The 6,021-nt window shown below is 73.8% G+C and carries 8 protein-coding genes; 2 read left to right on the top strand and 6 right to left on the bottom strand.

All coding sequences use genetic code 11. The features are described 5' to 3' along the window. The 5 genes from C1J00_RS36565 to C1J00_RS36580 form a co-directional block, all read right to left on the bottom strand. Nucleotides 1–973 (bottom strand): squalene/phytoene synthase family protein (locus C1J00_RS36565; RefSeq protein ID WP_245936642.1); only part of this gene is annotated, 973 nt, incomplete at its 3' end. A 67-nt stretch (nucleotides 974–1,040) separates the two neighbouring features. After that, nucleotides 1,041–2,006 carry a YihY/virulence factor BrkB family protein gene (locus tag C1J00_RS36570; RefSeq protein WP_102913234.1) on the bottom strand — a complete coding sequence of 322 codons (966 nt, stop codon included), beginning with the start codon at nucleotides 2,004–2,006 and terminating at the stop codon, nucleotides 1,041–1,043. Nucleotides 2,007–2,075: 69 nt separating this feature from the next. Next, complete coding sequence (locus C1J00_RS36575; RefSeq protein ID WP_031131162.1) at nucleotides 2,076–2,318, bottom strand: DUF6411 family protein; 243 nt, start codon at nucleotides 2,316–2,318, stop codon at nucleotides 2,076–2,078. Nucleotides 2,319–2,370: 52 nt separating this feature from the next. Beyond that, entirely contained in the window at nucleotides 2,371–2,538 is a 168-nt protein-coding gene (locus C1J00_RS45665; protein WP_180989829.1) for a hypothetical protein, read from the bottom strand. 122 nt (nucleotides 2,539–2,660) lie between these two features. Beyond that, nucleotides 2,661–3,374, bottom strand: a complete 714-nt coding sequence (locus C1J00_RS36580; protein ID WP_102913238.1) for an ANTAR domain-containing protein — start codon at nucleotides 3,372–3,374, stop codon at nucleotides 2,661–2,663. Nucleotides 3,375–3,559: 185 nt separating this feature from the next. On the opposite strand from C1J00_RS36580, the gene C1J00_RS36585 reads away from it, so the two are divergent. Both C1J00_RS36585 and C1J00_RS36590 read left to right on the top strand, forming a co-directional pair. Further along, on the top strand, nucleotides 3,560–3,916 hold the full coding sequence (locus C1J00_RS36585; RefSeq protein WP_102913235.1) for an STAS domain-containing protein: 357 nt from the start codon (nucleotides 3,560–3,562) through the stop codon (nucleotides 3,914–3,916). Further along, the gene (locus C1J00_RS36590) at nucleotides 3,913–4,866 is read left to right on the top strand and encodes an anti-sigma factor RsbA family regulatory protein (RefSeq protein WP_102913236.1); all 954 of its coding nucleotides are present in this window, start codon (nucleotides 3,913–3,915) and stop codon (nucleotides 4,864–4,866) included. Before C1J00_RS36585 ends, C1J00_RS36590 begins: the two co-directional genes overlap by 4 nt. 15 nt (nucleotides 4,867–4,881) lie before the next feature. Here C1J00_RS36590 and C1J00_RS36595 read toward each other — a convergent pair whose 3' ends face one another. Continuing rightward, nucleotides 4,882–5,919 (bottom strand): rod shape-determining protein, encoded by a 1,038-nt coding sequence (locus C1J00_RS36595; RefSeq protein WP_102913237.1) that lies wholly within the window; start codon nucleotides 5,917–5,919, stop codon nucleotides 4,882–4,884. Nucleotides 5,920–6,021 lie beyond the last annotated feature (102 nt).

A 6,021-nucleotide genomic window follows, 5' to 3' on the forward strand; every position in this document is an offset into this window, starting at 1 on the left:
GGCTCCAGGCCAGGGCCGCGCGGGCCCGGGCGGGGGCGAGGATGCGAACCCGGGTGCCCAGCGCCGGCCGGGGCGGGGAGCGCAGGAGCGCCGGGCCGGCCGCGTCGACGGCGTCGAGCTGCGCGTGCAGCAGGGCGGCCATGGTGTCCAGGACCGTCGCGGGGCCCGGGTGCATACCGCGGGTGAGGGACTCCTGGGTCACCCACTGACGGGCCAGGCCGGTCAGATGCTTGACCAGGGCGGCGACGGCGGGGCTCCAGCGGCGCTGCGCCAGATCGGCCGCCGACCCGGGGTGGAGGTCGAGGGCCTCGGCGGGCAGCAGGAGGTCGCCCTGGGCGAGGTCGGCGGCCAGGTCGGTGAGGATGTCGGTGAGCCGGACGCCGTCGAGGAACTCCTCGTAGGCCTCCCGGGTGTCCAGGCGCAGCGCCACGGGGACGCCGGCCCGGTCGAAGACCGTGCGGACCTGGCCGAACCAGGGCAGGAGGTTGTCCCGGCCCCAGGCGCGCCACTCCGCCCAGTCGGCGAAGCGCCTGCCGCGGGTGTCGTCCTGGACCTGCGCCATGGCGTCCCGCAGCTCGGACAGGTCCAGGCGCCAGCGGTTCGCGGTGTCCACCAGGGCGTGGCGGACCGGGTCCGGGCTGGAGCCGGTGGGCAGTTCGCGGTGCAGGGCCGTGATCCAGGCCTCGACCCGGGCGGCCCGCTCGGCCGCGGGCGCGGTGCGGTCGTCTCCGAGGTCGTCGAGGGCGTTGGCGGCGGCCCACAGGGCGTGGAGCGCCGGGCGCAGGGCCGCGGGGACCAGCTGGATCAGCGCGTACTCCGCCGGGTCCTGGTCCTTCGTCCGGCGCCGGCACAGTCGGTAGGCCGCCCGCAGGACCGGGTCGTCGCCGTTCACCGGGCGTCCGGCCGGCCCGGGGGTCCCGTGGGCCGCTTCTCGGTCCGCCGGTGCTGTGGTCGCGGGGGGCACATCGGTCACACCCAGGACGATACGTCCTGGTTCAGCGGGGTGATCACAGGGGCCCGGTACGCGTCAGGGAAGCGCGTCACGGCCCCGGTCCCGGGTCGGGGCGCACGGCCTCGGTGATGCCGGCCCGGGCCGCTTCGAGCTGAGCGGCGAAGGCGATGCCGAGGAACAGGGCGACGCCGGTCAGATTGGCCCACAGCAGCAGGGCGACGAACGCGGTCAGCGGGCCGTAGACGGCGCCGAAGGAGCCGCTCTCGGCGACATAGAGCGCCAGCAGCCAGGTCGCCGTGATCCACAGCACCAGATGGAGTGCCGAGCCGAACGCCAGCCAGGTGTAGCCCGGCTGGTCCCGGCGGGGCGCCCAGCGGAAGATCGCCGACGAGGCCACCCAGGCCAGCACCACGCCCAGTGGTACGTCGAGGGCGCCCCACCAGTCGAGCCAGGTGCGGGACCAGCCGAGGGACTGCACCACCGCGCTGCCCACGGCGTCACCGGCCACCAGCACGAGGAACCCCAGGACCATCGGCATGCCCGCGGCCATGGCGAGGAGCAGCGAGCGGCCGTACTTGGCCAGGAAGGGCCGGTCGCGCTCGATGCCGTAGATGCGGTTGGCGCCGCGCTCGATCTGGGCCATCGCCGAGGCCAGGTTGAGTACGGCGAAGGCCAGGCCCAGCCACATGGCGACGGCGCCCCAGACGCCCGAACCGGCGCTGCGCGCTGTGCCGTCCAGGGCCTCCTCGACCAGGTCCGCGCTGGCGCCGGGCACGATCCGGCCGAGGGTGAGTTCGATGATCCGCCCCACGCTCTCCGTGTGCACGGTGGTGGCCACGCCGACCAGGGCGATGGTGAACGGCACCATGCCCAAAACCACCTGGAAGGCGAGGGAGCGGGAGCTGCTGAAACCGTCGGCGTAGCGGAACCGGGTGAACGCGTCGAGGAACAGCCGGCGGCCTCCGTAGCGCCGCAGCGCTGTGAACGCCTCGTCCCCGGAGAGTTCCTCCCCGATCATGTCCCGCGTCTGCGGGACGTGCACTGCGGTGCCCATCGAGAAGGTCTCCTTCTGCCTGCCGTGCGTACCGGACCAGCATGCCGGGCGGCGCGACGGTGCGGTGGGTCAGAAGGGCATGCGGCCACGGGTGCGGCGGCCGGCCGAGCCGCTGCGGCTCACCGCACGGGAACTCGAGTGGAAGGGCTTGCTGAAGAGCCTGCCCAGGACTCCGGGTGCCTTGCCGCCGGCCCGGGCGCCGGCGCCGAGCGAGCGCTGGGTGCCGCGCTCGGGGTGGCGCGAGAGGCGCGGGACGAGGAAGGCGAGCACGGCCAGGAGGACGCATCCGGCGATGACAACGGCGACGATCACGGGCAACTCCCTTGAGTAGTAGGGGAGTTACGTGTTCCCCGACGCGACGCCTCTATGTGGCTTCCTCCGTGCCGGTGGTCTCCGTCCGGTCGCCGTCGCCTTCGTCCCGGGGGCTCGTGTCGTCACGGTCGCCCTCCGCCTGGGACGGGGTGGGACGCGGGGTCGTGTCCTGCTCGTCGTCGCGGTCGCCTTCGGCCTGGGACGGGGTGTGGTCACTCATCGTGCACCTCCTCGCGCGGCTGTCGGCTGCCGGGTACCCCGCTGAGACGGGGAGCACCGCCCTGCGCACGGCACCCCGGCCCCTGCTCCTCAGCTCCGGCGATCGCCCGGCGACAGGCCGCTTCAGCGCCGGCGGCGCCTCGCGACAGCCCGCTTCAACGCCGTGCGCAGCTCGGCCGACGGCGGCGGGCCGTCCGCTTCAGCGCTCGCCGTCACCGCCGCAGCGACATCCCGGAGCTTCGTGTTCGACAGCTGGGACGTCTCCCGCAGGATGTGCCACGCCTCGTCGGAGGTGCAGCCGTGGGTGGCCATGAGGATGCCCCGGGCCTGGTCGATCACGGGGCGGGAGGCGATGGCCTGGCGGAGCTGCTCGACCTCCTCCCGCAGGTCGTGCAGGCATTCCGCGCGTTCCAGGGCGACCGCCGAGGAGGCCGGGGCGGCCGGCGACACCTCGGAGACCGGGCCCGCCGAGTCCGGGCTCGTGGCGTCCGGGCCGGCCAGCGGGTCGGTCGTGTTCAGGCCCGCCAGCTCCAGGATCCGGCGCGGCTGGCCGTTCCAGTTCGTCGCCGTCATCGTCAGCGACCGCCGTCGGCCGTGCTCCGCCAGCACGTCCAGGAACTGCAGACCGGCCGTGTCCATGAAGTGCACGCCCCTCATGTCCAGGTCGACCCGGACGACAGTGGCCGGCAGGCCGGCCAGGGTTCTCGCCAGGATGTCCGCGCAGCCGTGGACGAGCTCACCCCGGGGGGTGAGCTCGGCGCGGTCCGCGTCGACGCGGCCAGGGATGACCAGGGTGTCCAGCCCTCCTGTGAGATGTGGTGATGCCGCTGAGGTCATGTCACCGCCTTGTCGGTCCTCGTCGGTCGTGTTCGTCTCGTCGGACTGCACAACGTCACTCGCCCCCGTGGACGTCGGTGTGAGGGTGCGCCTGCCCGCCGTACGGCGTACTACACACGTTCCGGGGGAATGAGCCCCTCCCGGACGGGTAAGAGCGCTGTGGTCCAGAAGCGTGGGGAGAAGGCTTGAACACTCGGCAGCAGCTGTCGGCGAACGGCCCTCGCGACCCTGTGCCGGGCCTGGCGGTGTTCCCGCTGGCCGGGCGGCAGGGCGTCCGGGCGGCCGGTGAGGTCGGCCTGACGACACGTGCGATCTGGGAAGGCGTACTGGAACAGGCTGTCCGTGAGGATGAGGACGTGTACTACCTCGAACTGTCCGGCGTGACGTTCGTCGACGTCGCGGGCGCCGGCGCGCTCGCGGCCGCCGCCGGACAGCTCAGCGACGGTCGGCGGTTCGTGGTGAACCGGCCCCCGCCCGCCCTGCGGCGCACGCTGGACCTGCTGTGGCCCGGCCAGAGGGGAATCGAGGTGTCGGCATCATGACCACCGCGGTCACCGAGCCCTTCGGGCCCCTCGATCCCTTCGTCCACCCCGCGTTCTTCTACCGGGACGAGCAGGACTACCTCGACGGCACCCTGCCCTTCGTACGCGAGGGGCTGGAGGCCGGGGAACCGGTGGCCGTCGCCGTGCCCGGCAAGAACCTCGTCCTGATCCGGGACGCGCTGGGCGATGACGCCGCCGCCGTGCGGCTCCTGGACATGCGCGAGGCCGGCCGCAACCCCGGGCGGATCATCCCCGGCGTGCTGCGCGCCTTCGCCGACGCCCAGCCGGCCGGCCGGCGGGTGCGCATCATCGGCGAGCCCGTCTGGGCCGGCCGCTCCGATGCCGAGTACCCCGCCTGCGCCCAGCACGAGGCGCTCATCAACGCCGCCTTCCGGGGGCGTACGGCGACGATCCTGTGCCCGTACGACGTCGCGCGGCTGCCCGAGCACGTCGTCGCCGACGCCTACGCCACCCACCCCACCGTCATCCACCCCGGCTCCCGGGCGGCGCGCGACAGCGACGCGTACGCCCCCGAGGACGTCGTCACCCGCTACAACGTGCCGCTGCCGCCCGTGCAGGAGGCACTGACGTTCGCCTTCGACTCCGACTCCCTGCCGCACGCCCGGCACGTGGCCGTCGGAGAGGGCGCGCGGCTCGGCCTCGTCGGTGTGAAGCTGGACGACCTGGCCCTCGCCACGGCCGAGCTGACCACCAACAGCGTGGTGCACGGCGGTGGTTCGGGCGTGCTGCGGGTGTGGGCCGAAAACGGGTACGTGGTGTGCGAGGTCCGCGACGACGGGCACCTCGGGGACGTCCTGGCCGGACGCCGGCCCGTGCCCCGCGACCAGCGCGGCGGGCGCGGGGTCCTGCTGGTCAATCTGATCGCCGACCTGGTGCGGCTGCACCGGAGCGACAGCGGGACGACCGTGCGCTGCTGGTTCGCCCGCTGACCCGGCGGCCGGCGCTCAGGTACCCAGCGGGTTCAGCGCGAGCGGCGCGATCCTGCCCTCCAGCATCGCGCCGAGACCCTGCACGGCGCACACGTCCGGACGCTCGGCGATGTGCACCGGCATGCCGGTCGCCTGCCGCAGCATCTGGTCCAGGCCCGGCAGCAGGGCACTGCCGCCGACCATCATGATCCCCCGGTCGGCCAGGTCGGCCACCAGGTCGGGCGGGCAGGCCCGCAGCACCTTGCCGATGCCGTCGAGGATCGCGGTGAGCGGCGTCTGGATGGCGTCCCGGACGGCCGCGGTGTCGACCTGGACGGTACGGGCCAGGCCCGTGGCGACGTCCCGGCCGTGGATCTCCGTGGAGGCCGGGCCCTGCGCGGTGAGGCCGTTGCCCGACAGGGCCAGCTGCAGGGGCCGCACCGACTGGCTCGGCAGCATCAGCTCGTGCTGGTGGCGCAGGTGCTGCACGATCGCGTGGTCGACGGCCTCGCCGCCCACCGGCATGCGCTCGGCGGTGACGATCGAGCCGAGGGACAGCACGGCCACCTGCGTGGCCGCCGCCCCGCACACCATGATCATCGTGGCCTCGGGCTGCTCCACGGGCAGTCCGCAGCCGACGGCGGCGGCGATCAGCGTGTCGACCAGCTCCACCTTGCGGGCCCCGAGACCGACCAGCGTCTCGATAGCGGCGCGCTGCGCCAGCGGGTCGGCGTCGTGCGGGGTGCAGGCCGCGGCACGCAGGATCGGCTTGCGGCGCAGAGCACGGCGCATCTTGTCACCGAGCAGGTGCCGCAGCATGCGTTGCGCCATCTCGATGTCGACGACGGTGCCGCCGGAGACCGGCCGGACCACCCGGATGAAGTGCGGAGTGCGGCCCGTCATCTTCTCGGCGAGCTCACCGACCGCGATCAGCGCGCCGGTGCGGGTGTTGACGGCGGCGGCGGACGGCTGGTCGACGACGAGCCCGGTGCCCTTGACGTAGACGCGGGTGCGAGCCGCCCCCAGGTCGACGGCGAAGTGGCAGCGGCGCAACTGCTCCAGACTGGCGGTCATGGCAGGTCCTCCCGAGAGCACAGACCGTGGGAGGCCGCCAGGTGGCGGGCCTCGCAGACGTGGGGCCGCCGGGCGGCGGGCCTCCCTCGCATCGTGCGCGGG

The sequence above is a fragment of the Streptomyces cahuitamycinicus genome, from assembly GCF_002891435.1.
Taxonomy (GTDB): Bacteria; Actinomycetota; Actinomycetes; order Streptomycetales; family Streptomycetaceae; genus Streptomyces; species Streptomyces cahuitamycinicus.

What these genes read in the sequence shown, in the direction of transcription:
- C1J00_RS36570 (WP_102913234.1), bottom strand. Translation starts at nt 2,006, where the DNA reads ATGGGCACCGCAGTGCACGTCCCGCAGACGCGGGACATGATCGGGGAG.
- C1J00_RS45665 (WP_180989829.1), bottom strand. Translation starts at nt 2,538, where the DNA reads ATGAGTGACCACACCCCGTCCCAGGCCGAAGGCGACCGCGACGACGAG.
- C1J00_RS36580 (WP_102913238.1), bottom strand. Translation starts at nt 3,374, where the DNA reads ATGACCTCAGCGGCATCACCACATCTCACAGGAGGGCTGGACACCCTG.
- C1J00_RS36590 (WP_102913236.1), top strand. Translation starts at nt 3,913, where the DNA reads ATGACCACCGCGGTCACCGAGCCCTTCGGGCCCCTCGATCCCTTCGTC.
- C1J00_RS36595 (WP_102913237.1), bottom strand. Translation starts at nt 5,919, where the DNA reads ATGACCGCCAGTCTGGAGCAGTTGCGCCGCTGCCACTTCGCCGTCGAC.